The sequence below is a fragment of the Hyphobacterium lacteum genome, assembly GCF_036330345.1.
Taxonomy (GTDB): Bacteria; Pseudomonadota; Alphaproteobacteria; order Caulobacterales; family Maricaulaceae; genus Hyphobacterium; species Hyphobacterium lacteum.
Map to the genome: position 1 here is coordinate 1 of NZ_JAZDRP010000012.1, position 20,825 is coordinate 20,825.

Here is a 20,825-nt window from a genome sequence, read left to right on the forward strand (position 1 = left end):
CAACGGCAACACCGCTGCCACCCAGTTCTCTGTCACGAATGACGCCACCGCTCCGACGCTGGCGATCACCGGTCCTGCCGGACCTGTTTCTGGCGCTTTCACCGCCACCTTCACCTTCGATGAAGACGTCACGGGCTTTGTCGTAGGCGATATCAGTGTCGGCAATGGCGCCGCCTCGAACTTCCAGGCGACATCGGCGAGCGTTTATACCGCCACCATCACGCCGGCGGCTGATGGTTCTGCCACTGTTGACGTAGCATCAGACGTCGCCGCTGACGCAGCCGGTAATAACAACACCGCCGCTACGCAGTTCTCTGTCACCAATGACGCCACCGCTCCGACGCTGGCGATTACCGGCCCTGCCGGACCTGTCTCTGGCGCCTTCATGGCGACGGTCACCTTCTCTGAAGATGTGACCGGCTTTGTTCTCGCTGATCTGACGGTGGGCAATGGCGCAGCGTCGAACTTCCAGCCAACCAGTGCCACGGTCTACACCGCGACCATCACGCCCGCCGCTGATGGCGCAGTGACGCTGGATGTCGCTGGCTCTGTCGCCACAGACGAAGCGGGCAATGACAACACCGCGGCCACCCAGTTCTCCATCACCAATGACGAGACGGCTCCGACCGTCGCTTCTATCGTGCGCCAGTCACAATCTGTCTCGCCGACCGATGCGGACAGTCTGGTTTGGCGGGTGACCTTTTCTGAGACGGTGGTCAATGCCGGGGCGGCAGATTTCTCTGTGACTGGCACGACGGGGACGGTCACGGATGTGACCGCCATTGATGGCGCAAGCTATGACATCACGGTCTCGGGCGGCGATCTGGCTAATCTCAATGCAACTGTCACGCTGTCCTTTGCGGCCGCTCAGGATATCGCGGATGAAGCGGGTAATACGCTGAGCGATACGACACCCACAGGTACTGATGAACGCGCCTGGTCTGTCATCAACGATGCGGATGCGCCGACGGTAGTGTCCATTGCCCGCAACACACCAACAGCTGAGCTGACCAATGCGGATACGCTGGTCTGGACAATACGCTTCTCTGAGGATGTAACCGACATTGATACGGCAGACTTCGCCGTCTCGGGCACAACGGCCACGGTGACACGGGTCTCGCCGCAAGCTGTCCCGCTGCCACCCAGCGTGACGGGTAATGGGTATAGCGCCCCGCTAGCCGTATCATCGTCGACGTTTGAAGTAACGGCCTCCGGCGGGGATCTGGCCAGCTATAATGGCGTGGTCACCTTGTCCTTTGCACAAGGGCAGAACATCACCGATGAGGCGGGCAATGCGCTGACCAACACCACGCCGACCGGTGCCAATGAGAACAGCTATACGCTGGATAACACCGCACCGACGGTGATGCTGACGACCAGCGCTGCACCGTCCATCTCCAGCCCCTTCACGGTCACCGCCACCTTCTCGGAAGATGTCACGGGCTTTGATGTGAGCGATCTCACCGTCACCAACGGGACGGCGTCCAACGTCCAGGCGACATCCGCCACGGTCTATACCGCCACCATCACGCCGGGTACGGGAACGGCTGTGGCCGTTCTTGTCGCCGCCAATGGCGCTTCAGATGCGGCGGGGAATGGCAACACGGCCTCGACCCCGCTGGCACTTGGCCATGATCCGAACCGCACGCTGACGGTCATCCTGCCGGGTGTGGGCGTCGGTACCGTCTCTAGCGCGCCGGCTGGCATTGATTGCGGTACCGATTGCACCGAGGACTATGCGCTGGGGACCGTGGTCACGCTCACGGCGACTGCAGATACCGGCTCGTCCTTTGACGGATGGACGACGGGCCCGTGCATCGGGACATCAACAGCGACCTGCGTGGTAACAATGAGTGGCGACACGATTGCGTCGGCCCGCTTTACGCTTGATGCCCCGCCGGCCGGCCGCATTGTGGCCGCCACGCTTCCAGGCGCACGCTCAGGCCATGTCGACGGTCCGGTTATCACCGCCCTGATGTCTGTGGTGTCGCAGACAACCAGCCCGGCACAGTCCTGCCAGGCGGCGGCACCTGCCGGCGCGCCTGTGGGGCTGACCTATCAACAGCTTGATGGTGACGGGGCTCCAACCGGTCCGCAAAATCCGCTCTTTGACATTGATGCCGGCGGGTCGCTCAACTTCGTCATCGCCATGAGCCCGGACCGGCAGACAGCGGCCAGCGGCTATGAGTTCATGCCAGTCATTGCCTGTCAGAATGCCAGCCTTGATCCCATCGTCGGTGTCAATTCCGTGCTTTTGACCATAGGTGATGCTCCAACACCCGACATTCTCTCCATTGCCGCGACACCGTCCAATGACGGCGTTATACGCATCCCAACAGCTGGCGGCGTTGGCTTCATGACTGCCTCTGCTGTCAATATCGGTGTCGGTGATGGCTCCGCCGGCACCAATGAGATCACCATGACCACATCGGTCGATACCGGCGCAGCCAGCCTGCCCGTGACCGTGGAAGTCTGTCAGATCGATCAGACCACCGCGGCCTGCCTGACACCGCTTGGACCAAGCGTTTCAACAGTCGTGGCCCAGAACACGCCGGTCTTCTTCGCCGCCTTCGTACGCGATACTTCAACCGGTGGCATACCGTTTGATCCGGCCAACTCCCGTATCTTCCTGCGCTTTGCAGATGCCACCGGCACGATCCGGTCGGCTACCAGTGCAGCGGTGACCGCGCCGGCGCCTGCGGCCGCCGCTGAGATCGCCTCCAGCCTGCCGCAAGGCCGCTGGAGCGTGCTGCTGCGTCAGCCCGACGGCATCTGGCCGAGCCTGGCACGCGCCTCGCTCTTCATCATGGAAGATGGAACCGCCATCATTGATGATGGAACCACACCGCGCATCACGTCGATCGAACCAGTGGCGGCCAATGATGAAGACGGTTCTCAGGGCTTCTTTGCGAGTATCGGCTATATTGGCCTTTGGACGACAATGGGTTCTATCCGCCTGGGCGATCCATGGGCCCCGCAGACCGGTGAGTTTTGGGGCATCAGGGATACCCGCTCAGATGATGTCACACCCTGGTCAGATCTGGCAGGTGCATTTGGCGAAGGCCTCAACCTCTCTGAGACCGGAGAGATCAGGGGCAATGTCGGCGGCTGTGCTGTTTTTGGTGAGGCTGTCGGAGTGGCCTCACGGTCAATGACGCTGAACCTTTCAGGCTGTGACCGATCTGGCACCTATTCCGCTGTCATCGACCTTCCGGCCAACGACAATGGGCAACCGGCCCTGCTGATCGTCAATGAAGAGGCTGGGTGGAGGCTTGGCCGCTAGACCCGGCAAGGCTGCCGCGAACCTCCAAGAATGCCAGGCGATAGGGTGGACGACTAGAGCGCTCAACGCCGGGTGCGCATATTTTCTGTCCACCTTTCTATCCCCCTTTTGAGGTTGGATAGAGACGGTCACCACAAGACATGGATGGACACAAAAACGCTGCAGGGAAGGGGAGTTGGATGCACGGATGAGCATCCTAGAGCATTGATAAACAACGCTTATATGCCGCCCCTGGGCACCATCACCCAATGAAAATCAGCTACGCCGCGCAGCCATGAGCAGGATGATCAGCATCAGGGCTGTAAAGCCGCCTGATATCCAGAGCGCCTGGTCGGACGAGTCCATCATCAGGCTACGCGACGCCATCACAACTTCCTCACTATCGCTGCCTTGCGAATAATCGAGCACCGGTGCCGAAGCGTCCTGAGCCGATGAGCCGAACGCCGCAAGCGCGATCTGATCGACCTGAAAGCCGAACCAGGCAAAGAAATCCGAGGCGACAGCGGGCAGGGCACGCAACCAGTCATCCACCGGAACACCGAAGCGTTCCAGAAGGTCGAGCCCGCCGGTGACAAAACCGAACAGCGAACCGATCGAGATCAGGAAACGGAAAAACATGGTTCAAGCCTCCCCATAGCCACGTCCAGAGTGCAGGCGGAGGATGGATCGTGCAAGCTGAATACCGGCTGACGCCGCCGGTTGTCAGCTGTTCATCCGGCCGCCTGTTCCGGTGAATTGACCCTGTGGGGGAAACGCCGTCTATTTGGCCGCGTGCGCGGGGCAAGGCATGCTGTTCAACTCCTTTGAATTCCTGTTCCTGTTTCTGCCGGCCACGCTGGGCGTTTATTACGTGCTGCGCCGCTGGGTGGCGCACAATGCCGCACTGGTCGCGCTGACGATCGCCTCCTTCGTTTTCTATGCGTGGTGGGATATCCGCTATCTGCCGCTCCTGCTGGGCTCGATTGCGGTCAATCATGTGCTCGGTCTGCTGATTGAAAAGCGCGGCTCGCAGCCCTGGCTGGCGATCGGCATTGTCGCCAATCTGGCCAGTATCGGCTTGTTTAAATATGCCGACTTTTTCCTTGGCAATATCAACGCTGTCGCGGGAACCGAAATCCCGCTGCCGGGCTTTGCCCTGCCACTGGCGATCTCCTTCTTCACCTTCCAGCAGATCAGCTTTCTGGTGGACGTCGCCCGTCGTGAGACAAAAACATCCGGCTGGCTGGGCCATGGCCTTTTCGTTTCCTTTTTCCCGCAGCTGATTGCCGGTCCGATTGTCCGTCACAACCAGATTGCGCCTCAATATGAGGACACGGACCGCAAGGATGACTGGGCCGAGAATATCGGCGTCGGGATGTCGATTTTCGCGGTCGGCATCTCCAAGAAAGTTCTGCTGGCGGACAATTTCGAACCCTATGCTGCCAGTGCCTTCAATGCCGCGGCGAGGGGGGACGAGGTTGGTCTTCTTGAGGCCTGGACCGGGGCACTTTGCTATACATTCCAGATTTTCTTCGACTTTTCCGGCTATTCCGACATGGCGATCGGGCTGGCGCGCATGTTTGGTTATCGCCTGCCGATCAATTTTAATGCGCCGTATCGAGCGCGCTCCATCATTGATTTCTGGCGCCGCTGGCACATCACCCTGTCGCAATTCCTGCGGGACTATCTCTACATTCCGCTCGGTGGAAATCGCAAAGGCCCGGCACGGCGGGCGATCAATCTGGCGCTGGTCATGCTGCTGGGCGGCTTGTGGCATGGCGCGGCCTGGACCTTCGTCTTCTGGGGCGCGTTGCATGGCCTCGCTCTGGCCTGGTGCAATGTCCTCAACCGGTTCCGTCCGAACGGGCTGATCCCGTCCATGCCGTGGGTTTCGGTCCTTTGCACTTTCCTGTTTGTCGTTTTCGCCTGGGTATTTTTCCGGGCGACGTCGTTTGATGCCGCCATCCTGATGCTGCAAGGCATGGCCGGTTTCAACGGCGTTGGTCCCGGCGTCAGTGACGAGCCTTTCATCGCTATTGCTATTGGTCTGGCGATTGTCTGGGGGCTGCCGGATACCGCTTCGGTTTTCAAGGACTGGTTCGACGATGTCACGCTGAAAACCGCGGGTCTTGTGCCCCAGAAAGGTCTGCGCTTCACCACTCGTCCGTGGATCGCCGGAACGCTGGCCTTTCTGCTTTTCCTGTCAATCGTAAATGCCTGGAACACTGCGGAGTTCATCTATTACAACTTCTGACAAGAAACCGCCGCTCGCGATGAAGGGCTATGCCATCCGCCTGGTGCTGACACTGGCGGCGTGGTTGATCCTGTTTGGCGGCTTCACCTTCATCGTTGACCCGTATCATGTGAATGGATGGAGCTCGATTCCTGGCGTCAATGAGCGCCGTACGCGGGCGCATAATGACGGATATCGTGTGGCTGTCGGGCATGGCCTGATCGAGACGCAATCTTCCACCCTGCTGTTCGGGTCATCGCGCTCGAATGATGGCTTCCCGCGAACCATCGAGGATTGGCCCGGCGGTTTCGAGAACATGGCGATGGGCGGCACGAATGCGTTCGAGCTCGCCAACGCGGCTGTGCTGGCGGCTGAAAACGATGATGTCGACTGTGCCGTGATCGGCCTCGATCTGCGCGAGTTCGGCGATTATCCGCGCGCTGATGCGACGTATTGGATCACGCCCCTGGCCGGCGGCTCGCAGCTGCAATCCCATATCCAGACATCGCTTTCGCTCAACGCCTTTGCGCGGGCGCTCCAGACCGTCGTCGACAATGTCAGTGGCGGCTCTGACGAGCGCTGGGAAACCGCCTACGCGCCGGAGAATTCGCGAGAGCGGTTCGATACCGAGCTGGCCAAACGTTACCGCAGCTATCTGGGTTATGTGTACGATCCGGAGCGCCCGGAATTCGTCTTCCGCGGCATCGACGCCCTGCTGGCGCGGGGTATTCAGGTCCGCGTCTTCATCCATCCCATCCATTCCCGGATCGAGGAAGCCCGCTGGCGCGCCGGCATTGACGGGATTGACCAGCAGATGCGCCGCGATCTGGTCCGGCTGGCCGAAGAGCGTGATCCGGCACCGTCGCGTGCGCCCTGCTTTCCCGGTGGACCGCTGGAAGTCTGGGATTTTTCCGGCTTCCCGCTTGTCGCTCAGAGCGGGCCGCCATCGCCGTCCGGGGATATTCTGAACCCGTGGTATTACGAGCCGTCACACTACCGGCCGAACCTTGGGCTGGTGATCCTCGATCGCATGCTGGGCGTGGCGCACGAGTCACCGGTATCGCCGGAGGAATTTGGCGTTCGCCTGACCTCGGAGAATGTCGAGCAGCACTGGCAGGATGTGACCGAAAGGCGCGCCGACTGGCTGGCCAGCGATGACGAATGGGCGCGCTGGGTAACCGAGCAGTATGACCATTTGGAAGACGATCCACCGGCGATCGAGCAGCGCCCGCACATCTTCCTGAACCGGGATGATTTCATTTCGCTGGAGCGCCGCGTGTCGAGGATCGAGGCACAGGCCGCACGCGAACGCGAACGGGCCGCGGACGAGTGATGCTGCGCAGCCCGGAACAGGAAAACCATGACCGCGGGAGCGATATGACTTATGTCCTCCCTGACACATATTCTGACCACGCCACTGGGGGAGCCCGCTGATGAAAGCCGTCATCTGCAAGGAATTTGCGCCATACGCTAATTTGACCGTTGAAGAGGTCGAGGATCCGCAAGCCGGCCCTGGCCAGGTGGTGATTGATGTGAAGGCAGCGGGGGTGAACTTCCCGGACATTCTGCTGGTCGAAGGCAAATACCAGATGAAACCGCCGCTGCCCTTCATTCCCGGCGGAGAGGTGTCGGGCACGGTCCGGGCGATTGGCGAGGGCGTCCAGGGCTTCAGGGAAGGCGACCGGGTTGTCGCTGCCACCCTGCTCAACGGCTTTGCCGAACAGGTCGCGACCGGTGCCGCGCAGGTGGCCCCGATCCCGGATGCCATGCCGTTCGAGGAAGCGGCCGCTCTGATCACGACCTATGCGACCACGATCCACGCCCTGAAGCAGCGTGCCGATCTGAAAGAGGGTGAGACCCTTGTTGTGCTGGGCGCGGGCGGCGGTGTCGGCACGGCAGCCTGCCAGCTGGGCAAGGCGTATGGCGCACGGGTGATCGCCTGTGCGCGGGGCGAGGAAAAGCTGGCCGCGGCGAAAGAAGCCGGTGCGGACGAGCTGGTTGATTATGACGCCGAAGACCTGAAAGCCCGCCTGAAAGAGCTGACCGGCGGCAAGGGCGCCGATGTGGTTTATGACGCCGTGGGCGGACCCTATTCCGAACCGGCGATGCGCGCGCTCGGCTGGGGCGGGCGCTTCCTGGTCGTCGGGTTCGCGGCGGGAGATATTCCCAAAATGCCGCTGAATTTGGCTCTGTTGAACAGCCGCGACATTCGCGGCGTGTTCTGGGGCGCCTGGGCCGGTCAGAACCCAAAGGAGAATGGCGCCAACATGGCCGAGCTCTTCGAGCTGTACACCGCCGGCAAGATCCGCCCCATGGTCTCGGCCAGCTATCCGCTCGACCAGGTCACCAGCGCGTTTGACGATCTGATGGAGCGCCGGGTCAAGGGCAAGGTCGTCCTCACCGCCTGACGCTAGAAGCTCTCGTTTTTCAGGCGGTTGCGATAGTGCAGGATCTCGCCCTTGTCGCGGCGGATCTGGTCTTCCAGCCCCTTGTCGATCCCGGACGTGTGAAAGCGCGCCCACTCGCTGGCATACATTTTCCGCTCCACCAGTTTCGCCGGGTCGATACAGACATGGAAGATGTAGAAATAGGGCAGCACCATAAACCAGGCTGCTGCCGCCGCCGAGATCGTCAGCGCCTCATGCACTTCCAGTGAAAACAGGAAGGCCGCGCCGGAAAACACCGCACCGGAGGTGATCAGTATGGCCAGCCCGCCCCATTTGTAGAGATCGGTATTGCGCCGGATCTGGAAGAGAATGTTGCGGATACCATGCTCGTTCAGGAAGGATCGCCAGATCATCCAGTGATAGCAGAGCATCCAGTCGACCGCCGAGCTTAGAACCTCGGCCTCATTGGTCTTTTCCTTCTCGGCATTCGCGGCCTCTTTCAGCGCATCGGCGCGGATCGTGTTGATCCGGTTCAGCCGCGTTTCGATATAGCCGTTGAAATTCTGCGCATTGCGGATCTGCTGGTTCTTGTAACTGACGAAATAGCTGAAGGACGCAAACCCCATGGCCAGGATGGGGCCGGCCAGGCTGATCAGCATCCACTGATCGCGGAAGATCTGGAAACCGGCAAACACCTCGTTTCCGCGGGCATGCTCGATAAAGGCTGCATAGAAGGGCGCGAACCCCAGGATGAAGGCAATCGGCAACAGCCACAGGAAATAGGTGGCGGTATTGTTATTGGTGGTATGCCGCATGCGCGTCAGCGTGCCGACATAATAGCGGTCTTCCTCGTCAATCGTGGCCAGTTTCTCGTCGCTGGTGGCAAAGGCCTCGGCCGGCTCGTCGCTGGCCACGGCAGAGGCCATTTCCTCATTGCCATAGATCGACTCGATGTATTCGCCCTCGGATTCCTCGTAGAATACTGTGTCCTGGCCGAACAGATTGACCGGGTGGGAAAAGAATTTCCGCGCCTTCGAGGCATAGGCTTTCGCCACATCATGATCGACGTCGGATGCACGCAGCGCAATGATGCGCGGGCGCGGAAAGCTCTTGAAGAAGACTGATTTTTCAACATCGCGGGCCGTCTCGCTGATCTCGGCCTGGGCGGTGCCGGCGGTCGCGCGCACGGCGCCAGCCTGCGCGGCGCGCTTGGCAGCGGCGCTCACCCCACCCCTGGATCGTCCGAGAATACGCAACAGGCCCTTGAACACGGCTAACTCCTTTCGGTCTGCCTGCCATAATGGCCGCAAACACCCCCGATAGTCATCGGGATTCCTGCGTTGCGAATCCTGCTGACGCTCCGTAGTTGCATACAGGTCATATCCGCGCCGCGAAACGCCGCCGGAAGGCGGGGCGTGGATAAGACTCCGGTTTTTGCGATTTCGTCTCCTACGACTCCTACTACGACTGGCGCGATTGCAGACGCGTTCATCTGCCGGATCGGCCTGTCTGTATTGGGAAATGCGGACATGGACGAGGCTCCGGAGCGACTCCGGTCCGTCTCCGGTTTTTGCCGCCACCTCCTACGATTGTTCCGGCGACGCCGGAGGGCAGGAGGCAGGCAGAGAGATGGATCGGGCGGGGAGTGTAAGCGGGAAACGCCGGGTGTGGACAAAGCCCCCTTGCATTCCGGCGCTGATCAGGTCGAATGGCGGCAACCAATTCCGGGAGGCGGACATGCGGATTTTCACAGCGGCGATTGTGGCGGGGTTCATGGCCTCGGCGGGCTTTGCGCAAGACAGCGAAAACGCGGCACAGGATGACGGAAGCTGGGCCATCGTGGTGCATGGCGGGGCCGGCGTCATCGAGCGCGAAAGCATGACCGCCGAGACCGAGGCCGCCTATCGCGCGGCGATGAATGCGGCGCTGGACCGGGGTGGCGAGATCCTCAGCGCGGGCGGCAGCGCCATCGATGCCGTCGAGGCCGTGATCCGCGCCATGGAGGATGATCCGCTGTTCAATGCCGGGCGCGGCGCCGTGTTCACCGCGGCAGGCCGCAACGAGCTGGATTCCTCCATAATGGACGGATCGACCCTTAATGCCGGTGCGGTCGCTGGCGTCACCGGGATCCGCCATCCCATTACCGCCGCGCGCGCCGTGATGGAAAACTCCCGCCATGTCATGCTGACAGGCGAGGGGGCCGAGGCCTTTGCCCGCGAGCAGGAGCTGGAATTCGTCGATCCGGCCTTCTTTTTCACCGAGCGCCGCTGGCGCTCGATGGAGCGCGCGGTGGGCGATATGGGCCTGCCCTTGCCAGAACGCCCGGACGGCGCACCCGAGCCGGAGGAAATCGAGGAAGGTCATCTCGACCTGCTGGAGCGCGAGCACCGCTTCGGCACGGTCGGCGTGGTGGCGCTGGATATGTCCGGCAATATCGTGGCCGGCACCTCGACCGGCGGTACCACCGCCAAGCGCTGGGGACGGGTGGGTGACAGCCCGGTGATCGGTGCGGGGACCTATGCCACGAATAGCTGCGGCGTTTCGGCGACCGGGACGGGCGAGTATTTCATCCGCCTGAACATTGCCGCGCGCATCTGCCATGAAATGGAGATCATGGATCGCGGCGCCGAAGAGCGGACCTATGCTGCGCAGGACGCCGCCGATTCTGTGATCCAGGGCGATCTGACGGACCTCGGCGGGGATGGCGGCGTCATCGTCCTGTCAGCCAGTGGCGAGACGGCGTGGAGCTTCAACACGCCGGGCATGTATCGCGCCAGCTGGGGCTCGGACCGGGACCGGATTGTCGCGATTTATGGTGATGAGGAATAAGGCGGCTTCCATTTAGTTTCATTTGTAACTAAATTGATCCCGAACACGGATTTCGGGAGAGTTCGCCATGGGCAATCGCAAATGGATCTATGCTTCGCGCATTGAGGGAAATGCCTCGCGCCAGGCCCACGCCGACATGCCGGAAGGCACATATGAGCGTGAAATGTCCAAGGAGGGCTTTTTCGGCCCGGCCGCCTTCTTCCACCACCAGAGCCCGCCCACCGGCTGGGTGAAGTTCGAAGGCCCGCTGCAACCGCGCGCCTTTGACCTGGCGAAGCTGAATGCCGCCGAGCCGTCGCCCTGGGATTCGCGCTCTGTCCTGTATAACAACGCTACGGACATCCGCTTCTGGAAGCTGTCCCAGCCGATGACCACGCTGGCGCGCAATGGCGATGGCGACCAGCTGCTCTTCATCCACCAGGGCCGGGCCGCTCTGTTCTGCGATTTCGGCCATCTGGAGGTCGAGGCCGGCGATTATGTCTATCTGCCGCGCGGCACGATGTGGCGCCTGTCACCGTCCGAGCCGCTGGCTGTACTGATGATCGAGGCGACCAATACGCACTACACATTGCCGGATCGTGGCCTGGTCGGCCCGCATGCCGTGTTCGACCCGGCCGTCATGGATGCGCCGAAAGTGGATGAAGCCTTCAAGGCCCAGCAATCGGATGAGAATCACGAATGGGTGGTCGAGGTGAAAAAGCGCGGCGCGGTCAGCCGCATCACCTATCCCTTCAATCCGCTGGATGCTGTTGGCTGGCATGGCGAGCTGGCACCGGTGCGCCTGAATGTGCGGGATATCCGCCCGCTGATCAGCGACCGCTATCATCTGCCGCCGAGCGCCCACACCACCTTCCTGTCGGATCGTTTTGTGGTCTGCACCTTTGCGCCGCGCCCCTTCGAGACCGATCCAGGCGCGCTGAAAGTGCCCTTCTTCCACAATAATGACGATTATGACGAAGTGCTGTTCTACCATGCGGGTGACTTCTTCAGCCGCGACAATATCGATGCCGGCATGATGACCTTCCACCCGGCAGGCTTTACACACGGCCCGCACCCGAAGGCGCTGAAAAACATGCTCGTTCAGACCAAGGAAGCGACGAACGAGTATGCGGTGATGATCGACACGCGCGATCCGCTGGATATCGGCGAGGGTGCGACCAGTGTCGAGAACCGCGATTACGTGAATTCGTGGAAGACACCGGAGCCGGCGGAATAGGGGCTGTCGGCACGGCTTGATAGACCCGGCAATTCGTTGGAACGTTAGGCGCGGATCAACGACAGCCGAGGCGATTCATGCCCAAGCGCTCCATGCCGACAGACCTTTCGGACGGTTTCGACCGCTTCCGCGCGGAGCTCTATCCGCGTCAGCACAAGCTGTTCGAAGACCTGGCGGACCGGGGCCAGAAGCCGCACACGCTGGTCGTGGCCTGTTGTGACAGCCGGGTCGATCCCGCGCAGATTTTCGATGCCCGGCCGGGTGAGCTGTTTGTCGTGCGCAATGTCGCCAATCTGGTGCCGCCCTGTGAAATGGATGGCGCGCATCATGGCGTCTCGGCGGCGCTGGAATTTGCCGTCAAGAAGCTGGAAGTGCCCAACATCCTCGTCCTTGGTCATCGCCATTGCGGCGGGGTGAATGCCTGTGTCTGTGGCGAGCACGACGCAGACTCCATGTTCATCGAACACTGGATCGAACCCATTGAAATTGCCCTGGCCGATGCGCGCGCGGAATTGCCCGATGAGACCGATATCGATGCGCTGTCTGATAGAACCGAGCTGTGCTCGATCAGGCGGTCCATGGAGCGCCTGTTGACCTATCCTTTCGTGGCCGAGCGCGTCGAAAACGGAACGCTCCGCATTCACGGTGCCCGCTTCGGCATTGCCGATGGCGAACTGGAATGGCTGAACATTGATGGCGATTTCACGCGGGTCGATATCCGCAGCTAACGCCTGCTTGATGAAATCCGGCGGGTTTGCTAGCAGCGCGCCAATCAAGTCGCGGAGTAGATCATGGGCCTGTTCGATCTGGCGCTGACCAATCTTGTTTCGCCGCCCATCCTGTTTTTTGCCCTCGGGCTTGTGGCCGCGCTGATCCGGTCTGACCTGGCCGTTCCCGAAGCGGTCGCCAAATCGCTCTCCATCTTCCTGATCATGGCCATCGGCTTCAAGGGCGGTGTCGAGATGGCCAGCGCGAGCCTGTCCGATGCCGCCATGGCGATCGGCGCCGGCATATTGATATCCTTCGCCCTGCCATTCATCAGCTTCGGCCTGCTTCGCGCGACCAGCAGGACAGGCCGCGTTGATGCCGCGGCCATTGCCGCGCACTATGGCTCGATCTCCATCGTCACCTTTATTGCGGCGTCCGATGCCGGCAATGCGATGGGGCTGGCCGCCGCCGGTTTCATGGTCGCCGTCGCCGCAGCGATGGAAGCGCCAGCCATATTCTCCGGCCTCATCCTGGCGGGAAAACAGGAAGGCCAGTCCGATCGCGAGCTGTTCCGCGAAGTCGCCGTCAACGGCTCGATCGTTTTGCTGGTGGGCGCCTTCCTGATCGGCTGGGCGACGGGCGAGACGGGCCGGGAAGTTGTCGAACCGCTCTTCTATGACGTCTTCCGCGGCGTGCTCTGCATCTTCCTTCTGGATATGGGGCTGGTGGCTGGCCGTGGCCTCGTCCGTCAGGCTGGAGCCTTGCAATGGCCGGTTATCCTGCACGGCCTCTACATGCCGGTGATTGGCGCTTCGCTGGGCCTGTTCATTGCCTGGATCATCGGCCTCGCTCCGGGAACGGGCGCACTCCTGATGACGTTGTCGGCCAGTGCGTCCTACATCGCCGTGCCGGCCGCCATGCGTCTGGCCCTGCCCAAGGCAAAGCCGGCCGTGGCGCTGACCCTGTCGCTGGGCGTCACTTTCCCGTTCAACCTTGTTTTCGGCATCCCGATCTACTTCGCGATCGCGCGCGCCGTGCTAGGATAGGCCCATGGAAACCACGACCAAGAAACGGCTCGAAATTGTCATTGAAGCTCCGGTGCTGGAGCGGCTGACCCGCAAGCTCGATGCGCTGAAATTGTCCGGCTACACGGTGATGCCGGCCGTCTCCGGTCGCGGCCGCAATGGCAGCTGGTCGCGCAAGGGCGAGATCAGCGACAGCCAGCGCATGTTTGTCCTGTTCGCCGTGCTGGACGAGGCGGCGCTGGCGAAAGTGCTCGATGAGGTCTATGCGCTGGTCTCTTCGCAAATCGGTATTGTCACGGTTTCGGACGTTGAAGTCGTCCGTGCCGAACGGTTCTGACCGCCAACCGGGCTTGCCCCCTCGATTCTGGAAGTTACACAGACAGCCAATCGCTGGAATTGGAGATCGCCAACATGAAACTCGCCTCGCTACGTAATGGTCATCCTGACGGTCAGCTGGTCGTCGTTTCCCGCGATCTGTCCCGCTATGCCGATGCGTCCGCTATCGCGCCGACCCTTCAGGCCGCGCTCGATGACTGGTCGCGCGCCGAACCGGCGCTGAAGGCGCTGTCGGACAAGGTCAATGCAGGCTCTGTCGAGACCCAGGCCTTTGATACGGCGAACGCGCTGTCGCCGCTGCCGCGCAGCTATGCCTGGGCCGACGGCTCGGCCTACGTCAATCATGTCGAGCTGGTGCGCAAGGCGCGCAATGCCGAGATGCCGGAAACCTTCTGGACCGACCCGCTGATGTATCAGGGCGGTTCTGATGCCTTCCTCGCCCCCACGCAGGACATTCCGCTGGGCGATGACAGCTGGGGCTGTGATTTCGAGGGCGAAGTGGCTGTCATCACCGGTTCCGGACCCAGCGGTCTGACCGCGGACGAAGCCGCAGACCAGATCCGCCTGGTCATGATCGTCAATGATGTGTCCATGCGCGGCCTGATCCCGGCCGAACTGGCCAAGGGTTTCGGCTTCTTCCAGTCCAAGCCGCCGACGGCGTTTTCGCCGGTCGCGGTGACGCCGGATGAGCTGGGCGAGGCCTGGGATGGCCGCAAGCTGCACCTGCCGCTGGTCAGCCATCTCAATGGCGAGAAATTCGGCGAGCCGGAATGCGGTGTCGACATGACGTTCGACTTTGCCCAGCTGGTCGCGCATCTGGCCAAGACGCGCCCGCTCACCAATGGCACGATTGTTGGCTCGGGCACGATCTCGAACAAGATGGATGACGGGCCGGGCAAGCCGGTCGCCGAGGGCGGGAAGGGCTATTCCTGCATCGCCGAGATCCGCATGATCGAGACCATTTATGACGGCGCACCGAAAACGCCCTTCATGACGCCGGGCGATACGATCCGAATCGAGATGTTCGACCGCGAGGGTCAGTCCATCTTCGGCGCGATTGATCAGAAAGTCGTGCGTTACACGCGTTAGTTCGGCCGGATATCGGCGGTTTTCAGCCGATAGCGCTCGCCGTCAAAGGCTTCGAACAATTCGCGCGTCTGCGGATGGCGGACCGGGCCGGCCTCGGCGTCGGGCAGCAGATTCTGTTCCGACACATAGGCGGTATAGAAGCTGTCCTCATTCTCGGCGAGCACATGATAGAAGGGCTGGTCCTTGTGCGGACGGATCGCCTCGGGAATGGATTGCCACCATTCCTCGGTATTGGCGAATTCCGGATCGACATCGAAAATCACGCCGCGAAACGGGAAGAGGCGGTGTCTCACCACATCCCCGATGGCAAATCTGGCGTCGCGTTCGATCGTCATGGTCCGGTCCATTCCCTTTCAACTGTGCCGCAACAAGCCAGTTTCGCTTGAAGCCGCCCGTCTTCGCCTTATGCTGACAGATGAAGGCAAAGATCAGGCCGAAACGCGGCGTGCCCATATGGAGCAGCGCGCGGACGGCGAGAGGTAGGTATTTAATGGCGCAGGACAAGCCTGCTGCCGCGCGATCGCGTCCACGGGGGTCAAAACCCGCGGGGCGAGGCAGAACCGGTCCGGGACCGGCCTTTGCCGCGATCGATCTGGGCACGAATAATTGCCGCATGCTGGTGGCGCGCCGCGCCGGCCGCAGCTTTCGCATTATTGATGCCTTTTCCCGCATTGTCCGCCTGGGCGGCGGGCTGACCGAGACCGGACGGCTCAATCCCGAGGCCATGGACCGCGTCGTCGAGGCGCTGGAAGTGTGCGCCGAGAAGATGGAGCGCCGCGAGGTCATCAAATACCGTGCCGTGGCGACCCAGGCCTGCCGACTGGCCGAGAACGGCGAGGAATTGATGCAGCGCATCAAGGACAAAACCGGGCTGAATTTCGACATCATCTCTCCGGAGGAAGAAGCACGCCTGGCCGTGCTGGGCTGTCTGGACCTGATGGATGAGGATTATGACGTCGCGCTGGTGGTCGACATTGGCGGTGGCTCGACAGAATTGTCCTGGGTGGATCTGGCGCAATGGCGCGAGCGCGGCGGGTTTGATAGTGGCGGCCGTCCGCCGGTGCGCACCTGGGCCAGTGCGCCCGTGGGCGTGGTCACCCTGTCGGAGCGTATCCCCGAGGCCGAGCATGGCGCGAACTGGTACGAGGCGATGCGCGCCTTTGCCAGTGATGCGCTGAAAACGCCGCGCGGCGCGCGCAAGCTCAAGAGCCTGTTCGATGAGGGCAGGGCGCACATGATCGGCACATCGGGCACCATCACCTCGGTCGCCGGCGTGCACATGCAATTGCCCCGTTATGAGCGGGCCCTCGTGGATGGCAGCTGGATGACTGCGAAAGAAGCTCGCGACGCCTGCCAGGATCTGGCGTCCAAGGATCTGGACGGACGCGCGGCCAACCCGGTGATCGGCACCGATCGCGCTGATCTGGTGCTGGCCGGCTGTGCCATCCTTGAAGCGGTTCTGGACAAATGGCCGGTCGAGAAGATCCGCGTTGGTGACCGCGGCCTGCGCGAAGGCCTTCTGCTCAATCTGATGCGCAAGCCCAAGCGCCGCCGTTCGCGCCGTGCTAAGGGCGCTGCCGGTAATCCGCCAAAGGCCGCCCAATGAGCGACGACGACAAATCCGAGGACGAGCGCCAGCCCGAAGAGCGGCGCAGGCGCCGCCGCCGGTCCGGCCCGGTCAAGAAGGGCGGCGATGCCCGCGCGGCCAAATCCCTGCACGAGAAGGTAAAATCCGCGCGCGGCCGCAAGCTTTCCTCGACGCGCTGGCTGCAGCGCCAGCTGAACGATCCTTATGTCCAGCGGGCCAAACAGGACGGCTATCGCTCACGCGCGGCCTACAAGCTGATCGAGCTGGACGAGCGCTTTCACCTTTTGAAGAAAGGCGACCGCATCGTCGATCTCGGCGCCGCGCCCGGCGGCTGGGTGCAGGTGGCCTTGCAGAAAGGCGCCAGCGAAGTCGTTGGCGTTGACCTGCTGCACATCGACCCCATCGACGGCGCCACGCTGATGCAGCTGGACTTTTCCGAGGCTGATGCGCCCGACAAGGTGAAGGCTGCGCTGGGCGGGCCGGCCGATGCGGTGATCTCGGACCTCGCACCCTGGACCACCGGGCACAAATCCACGGATCATCTGCGCATCATTGCGCTGGTCGAGCTCGCCGCGGAATTCGCGCTGGAAACCCTCAAACCCGGCGGCATCTTTGTCGCCAAGGTCTTCCAGGGCGGCACCGAGGATGACCTCCTCGCCACGCTGAAGCCGCGTTTCGAGACCATCCGTCACGCCAAACCGCCCGCCAGCCGCTCGGAAAGCGCCGAGACCTATCTGATTGCGAAGGGTTTCCGGGGGTAGGGTTCCTAATTTACCAGAGGAGGTAAAAATTCGCGCGCGGTCGATGATGCGCGTGATCGGGCCCTGTAAACTCCGTGCTTTAAGCTATCAGTCCTATTCCGAAGCGGTATCGCCGGTGAGATAAGCGTGAAGTTGCCCCAGAACCCATGCATTGGCACGCAGGAAGCCCGTGCGCATTTCTTCATCCTCATCGGTATAGCCCACGGCTGAAAGCGTGATGCGCGTACGCGAAGGGCCCACGGCTTCAAACTCCACGATTGAGACCAGCCGATCTAAAAGCTCTGGCGTCGCGAAACCGGGCGGGGCCTGAATGGTTTTCATTACCAGTAGACGTTCGGGCAGGTAGGCCGGGATGGAAATCACGATATTGGCCGGGTCTCCAGCCACAGCGTTTTCCGCATAGGATGCTTCAATAGTGCCGTTAACGCGCAAATCGACAACAGCGAAGGGCGCAGCCCAGGATGAGTAACCCTCGCTGGTGGTGAACGCGGCCCACGCATCTGTAACCGAAACAGGCAGCACGATGGTCTGCGACGGAATAGGGTACTCACTCAGCGTTTCGACGACGCCGGTTTCGCTAACTTCAGATTGGGCCGATGCATTGCTAGCTGCCAGCCAGCAAACGCTTGTCAGGCAGACCAGCATCAGGAATGATCGAAATACGGTACGCTCACTGAAGGGCATGACAGTTTCCCGCTGGTGGTCAAAAGATCAGTTTGATTGCGAACGCCGCATAATCAATCAAAAAACCCGATATACGCCCCAAATTTGGTGGCTTTGAAGCTCGAAAGCCCCCTTGACGCTTTAGTAAACACTGTTCACTTATGTCTGGTGTGGAGGAGTTGATCCATGCCTGACGGCCAGACATTCAGCGAATTGCCGCCGCCGCTTCCAGCCACGGAAGCCGGGGATATTTCAGCCTTTCCGGTCAAGCCCATCCAGCCCTTCAAGGCCTGGAAGGCGTTTCAGGGACTGGTGCGGGACAAGGAGGACACGCGCTATGTGTTCGCCTTCTTCGAGAATGTGAACGGCCGCTCCTATTCGCGTTTCTACGAGCGTTTCGTGGCCAGTGATTACGGCAAGTCCGTGCTGGCCGATCCGGCCGGCATTGGCGGCCAGCTGACCGATCGCGATACGCTGGAAAGCTATGGCCCGGACAGTTTTGCCGCCGCCTATCTGCACTATCTGGACACTGAAAACCTGCAGCCGCTGGGCGTGTTCGAGGCGCACTGGAACCAGGCGCCGCAGGCGATGGCCTATATGCGCGATGAATGGCCGGGGCTTTATGCCGTTTCCTGGATGATGAGCCTGTCTCACGATCTCTATCATGTGCTGACCGGCTATGGCCGCGATCCGCTGGGCGAGGCATTGCTTCTGAAGTTTACCGGCACACAGACCGGCGGGCGCGGGCCGCGCTGGCTGGGCTCTCTGGCCGGGCTGAAGATCCGCTCCGAAATCCCGTCCTGGCCGGTGGGCCGGATGATGGCCGAGGCCGTGCGTCTGGCGAATGGGGCGGAGCCTTTCTACACGACGGATTTGCCGTCCCTGTTACCGCTGCCTCTGGCCGAGGCCCGCGCGCGGCTGAACATGGGCAAGCCCTCGCTCTATCTGGACACGCTGGCCAGTTGGGATGGCGAGATGCCTGTGGCTGTGCAGGGGTAGGCCTGCTGCGTGCTTCGAGGCGGACCTTCCGGTCCGCACCTCAGCATGAGGTGGCTTTGGAACTGAATTAGCTTTTACCTCATCCTGAGGTGCGAGCGCGGGCTTGCCCGCGGGAGCCTCGAAGGACGAGGTGCAATTCTCCCCCTTGCGTCCCCGGCGATTCCCCGTTAATCCGCCCCCGCAAGCAGCAAGGAGGATCTCCCATGGAGATTCGCGAAGGCCTCACCTTCGATGATGTGCTCTTGCAACCCGGCGCATCAGAAGTTTTACCCGGCGACGCGGACCCGCGGACGGCCATTGGCGAAGGCGTCAATCTGAACATTCCGATCCTGTCGGCCGCGATGGATACGGTGACCGAAGCTCCCATGGCGATTGCCATGGCACAGGCGGGCGGTCTGGGCGTCATCCACCGCAATCTGACGATCGAGCAGCAGGCCGAGGAAGTGCGCCGCGTGAAGCGCTTTGAAAGCGGCATGGTGGTCAATCCTGTCACCATCGGCCCGGAAGCCACGCTGGCCGAGCTGCAGGCGCTGATGGCCCATCACAAGGTTTCGGGCATTCCGGTGGTCGAGAATGGTGATGGTGGTCCGGGCAAGCTGATCGGCATCATCACCAATCGCGATGTCCGCTTTGCCGATGATCCCAATGAGAAGGTCGGCAATATGATGACCCGCGAGGTTGTCACTGTCGGTGAAGGCGCTGGCGAGGACGAGGCCCGCCGCCTGTTGCACAAGCACCGGATCGAGCGCCTGCTGGTGGTCGACGACCAGCACAATTGTATCGGCCTGATCACCGTCAAGGACATGGAGAAGGCGCAGACCCACCCGCTGGCCTCCAAGGACCGCCACGGCCGCCTGCGCTGCGCAGCGGCAACGACCGTCGGCGATAGCGGCTATGAGCGCGCCATGGCGCTGGTCGATGCCGGCGTCGACATGGTGGTGATCGATACCGCTCATGGCATGTCCGCTTCGGTGCTGGAGCAGGTGCGCCGCATCAAGCGCGAGAGCAATCGCACGCGCATCGTGGCTGGCAATGTCGCCACCTATGACGGCACGAAGGCGCTGATTGATGCGGGCGCCGATTGCATCAAGGTCGGGATCGGTCCGGGCTCGATCTGCACGACGCGCGTGGTCGCCGGTGTCGGCGTGCCGCAGCTGACGGCGATCATGGATGCTGCAAGGGCCGCCAAAGGCTCGGATGCCCGTATTATCGCCGATGGCGGCATCAAGTATTCCGGCGATTTCGCCAAGGCGCTCGCCGCGGGTGCGGATGCCGTGATGATGGGCTCGGCGCTGGCCGGCACGGAAGAGGCGCCGGGCGAGGTCTTCCTCTACCAGGGCCGCTCCTACAAATCCTATCGCGGCATGGGCTCGGTAGCGGCGATGGCGCGCGGCTCGGCCGACCGCTATTTCCAGAAGGATGTCGGCGACCAGATGAAGCTGGTGCCGGAAGGCATTGAAGGCCAGGTGCCCTACAAGGGCCCCATCGGGGGAATTCTGCACCAGATGGTCGGCGGGTTGCGCGCGGCCATGGGCTATACCGGGTCGCGGACGCTGGCCGAATTCCGCGAGAAGGCGCAATTCATCCGCATCACCAATGCGGGCCTTAAGGAAAGCCACGCCCACGACGTGACGATAACGCGGGAAGCGCCGAACTATCCGACGCCATCGTGATTTTTCCTCCCCCGTTTTTCGGGGGAGGTGGCAGCGAAGCTGACGGAGGGGGCCAT

Annotated in this window: 18 protein-coding genes; 14 read left to right on the top strand and 4 right to left on the bottom strand. The window is 61.8% G+C overall.

The genetic code is table 11. The features are described from left to right. Window positions 1-3,283, top strand: a 3,283-nt coding sequence (locus V0U79_RS13310; protein ID WP_330200001.1) for an Ig-like domain-containing protein, incomplete at its 5' end; no start/stop codon positions are given. A 255-nt stretch (window positions 3,284-3,538) separates the two neighbouring features. Here the strand turns inward: V0U79_RS13310 and V0U79_RS13315 are convergent. Next, window positions 3,539-3,901: a hypothetical protein gene (locus V0U79_RS13315; protein ID WP_330200002.1), complete on the bottom strand. Its 363-nt coding sequence runs from the start codon at window positions 3,899-3,901 to the stop codon at window positions 3,539-3,541. 169 nt (window positions 3,902-4,070) lie between these two features. On the opposite strand from V0U79_RS13315, the gene V0U79_RS13320 reads away from it, so the two are divergent. The 3 genes from V0U79_RS13320 (at window position 4,071) to V0U79_RS13330 (ending at window position 7,903) form a co-directional block, all read left to right on the top strand. Next, complete coding sequence (locus V0U79_RS13320) at window positions 4,071-5,516, top strand: MBOAT family O-acyltransferase (protein ID WP_330200003.1); 1,446 nt, start codon at window positions 4,071-4,073, stop codon at window positions 5,514-5,516. A 19-nt stretch (window positions 5,517-5,535) separates the two neighbouring features. Beyond that, entirely contained in the window at window positions 5,536-6,828 is a 1,293-nt protein-coding gene (locus V0U79_RS13325; protein WP_330200004.1) for a hypothetical protein, read from the top strand. Between the two features lie 100 nt (window positions 6,829-6,928). Then, window positions 6,929-7,903, top strand: coding sequence for an NADPH:quinone oxidoreductase family protein (locus tag V0U79_RS13330; RefSeq protein ID WP_330200005.1), 975 nt, complete (start codon window positions 6,929-6,931; stop codon window positions 7,901-7,903). Between the two features lie 2 nt (window positions 7,904-7,905). Here V0U79_RS13330 and V0U79_RS13335 read toward each other — a convergent pair whose 3' ends face one another. Then, complete coding sequence (locus V0U79_RS13335) at window positions 7,906-9,153, bottom strand: hypothetical protein (protein WP_330200006.1); 1,248 nt, start codon at window positions 9,151-9,153, stop codon at window positions 7,906-7,908. 466 nt (window positions 9,154-9,619) lie between these two features. Between V0U79_RS13335 and V0U79_RS13340 the strand changes: the two genes are divergently transcribed. The 6 genes from V0U79_RS13340 (at window position 9,620) to V0U79_RS13365 (ending at window position 15,085) form a co-directional block, all read left to right on the top strand. Next, window positions 9,620-10,711: an isoaspartyl peptidase/L-asparaginase family protein gene (locus V0U79_RS13340; protein ID WP_330200007.1), complete on the top strand. Its 1,092-nt coding sequence runs from the start codon at window positions 9,620-9,622 to the stop codon at window positions 10,709-10,711. Between the two features lie 67 nt (window positions 10,712-10,778). Beyond that, a complete protein-coding gene (locus tag V0U79_RS13345; RefSeq protein ID WP_330200008.1) occupies window positions 10,779-11,927 on the top strand; it encodes a homogentisate 1,2-dioxygenase in 1,149 nt (382 codons plus the stop codon). Between the two features lie 77 nt (window positions 11,928-12,004). After that, entirely contained in the window at window positions 12,005-12,655 is a 651-nt protein-coding gene (locus tag V0U79_RS13350) for a carbonic anhydrase (RefSeq protein ID WP_330200009.1), read from the top strand. Between the two features lie 63 nt (window positions 12,656-12,718). After that, the gene (locus tag V0U79_RS13355; RefSeq protein WP_330200010.1) at window positions 12,719-13,681 is read left to right on the top strand and encodes a sodium-dependent bicarbonate transport family permease; all 963 of its coding nucleotides are present in this window, start codon (window positions 12,719-12,721) and stop codon (window positions 13,679-13,681) included. Between the two features lie 4 nt (window positions 13,682-13,685). Continuing rightward, window positions 13,686-13,997: a DUF190 domain-containing protein gene (locus tag V0U79_RS13360; RefSeq protein WP_330200011.1), complete on the top strand. Its 312-nt coding sequence runs from the start codon at window positions 13,686-13,688 to the stop codon at window positions 13,995-13,997. Window positions 13,998-14,071: 74 nt separating this feature from the next. Continuing rightward, window positions 14,072-15,085 (top strand): fumarylacetoacetate hydrolase family protein, encoded by a 1,014-nt coding sequence (locus tag V0U79_RS13365; protein WP_330200012.1) that lies wholly within the window; start codon window positions 14,072-14,074, stop codon window positions 15,083-15,085. On the opposite strand, the gene hspQ is transcribed toward V0U79_RS13365, so the two are convergent. Beyond that, window positions 15,082-15,420 carry a heat shock protein HspQ gene (gene hspQ, locus V0U79_RS13370; protein ID WP_330200013.1) on the bottom strand — a complete coding sequence of 113 codons (339 nt, stop codon included), beginning with the start codon at window positions 15,418-15,420 and terminating at the stop codon, window positions 15,082-15,084. The genes V0U79_RS13365 and hspQ overlap by 4 nt on opposite strands. A 155-nt stretch (window positions 15,421-15,575) precedes the next feature. On the opposite strand from hspQ, the gene V0U79_RS13375 reads away from it, so the two are divergent. Together V0U79_RS13375 and V0U79_RS13380 are read left to right on the top strand one after the other, a co-directional pair. Then, a complete protein-coding gene (locus V0U79_RS13375; protein WP_330200014.1) occupies window positions 15,576-16,691 on the top strand; it encodes a Ppx/GppA phosphatase family protein in 1,116 nt (371 codons plus the stop codon). Further along, entirely contained in the window at window positions 16,688-17,434 is a 747-nt protein-coding gene (locus V0U79_RS13380) for an RlmE family RNA methyltransferase (RefSeq protein ID WP_330200015.1), read from the top strand. The genes V0U79_RS13375 and V0U79_RS13380 overlap by 4 nt, the downstream gene beginning before the upstream one ends. A 93-nt stretch (window positions 17,435-17,527) precedes the next feature. Here the strand turns inward: V0U79_RS13380 and V0U79_RS13385 are convergent, their stop codons facing one another. Continuing rightward, complete coding sequence (locus tag V0U79_RS13385) at window positions 17,528-18,118, bottom strand: SRPBCC family protein (protein WP_330200016.1); 591 nt, start codon at window positions 18,116-18,118, stop codon at window positions 17,528-17,530. 165 nt (window positions 18,119-18,283) lie between these two features. Between V0U79_RS13385 and V0U79_RS13390 the strand changes: the two genes are divergently transcribed. Both V0U79_RS13390 and guaB read left to right on the top strand, forming a co-directional pair. Next, on the top strand, window positions 18,284-19,096 hold the full coding sequence (locus tag V0U79_RS13390; protein ID WP_330200017.1) for a Coq4 family protein: 813 nt from the start codon (window positions 18,284-18,286) through the stop codon (window positions 19,094-19,096). A 203-nt stretch (window positions 19,097-19,299) separates the two neighbouring features. Continuing rightward, entirely contained in the window at window positions 19,300-20,769 is a 1,470-nt protein-coding gene (gene guaB / locus V0U79_RS13395) for an IMP dehydrogenase (protein WP_330200018.1), read from the top strand. Window positions 20,770-20,825 lie beyond the last annotated feature (56 nt).